This window comes from Microbacterium sp. H6, assembly GCF_003314775.1.
Taxonomy (GTDB): Bacteria; Actinomycetota; Actinomycetes; order Actinomycetales; family Microbacteriaceae; genus Microbacterium; species Microbacterium oxydans.
The window spans coordinates 919-1,138 of the sequence record NZ_QOAY01000096.1 but is presented as its reverse complement, the minus strand read 5'-3'; the positions used below and the strand labels follow the sequence as shown (position 1 = coordinate 1,138).

Sequence of the window (220 nt, the reverse complement as noted above, 5' to 3'; positions counted from 1 at the left end):
CGCCGCGCTCAACCCGGCAGCAGCCGCAGCGGCGGCGGCCGCACCGGCATCCGCGCGAGCGCAGCTCGTCGGATCGATGAACGCGGGAGTCAACGGTCTGATCGCCGGAGTCGATCTCGCCGACGTGGTCCCCGAGAGCGTCGTGAAGATCCCGACCGGTCGGCTGGTCGGATCGCAGCTCATCTCCGGACTGCTGTGGTTCGTCTTCTTCGGTGCGATC

General features: G+C 69.1%; 1 pseudogene. It reads left to right on the top strand.

What is annotated here, in order from left to right:
* A pseudogene (locus DSP71_RS06570) lies at window positions 1–220 on the top strand (hypothetical protein); the annotation flags it as partial.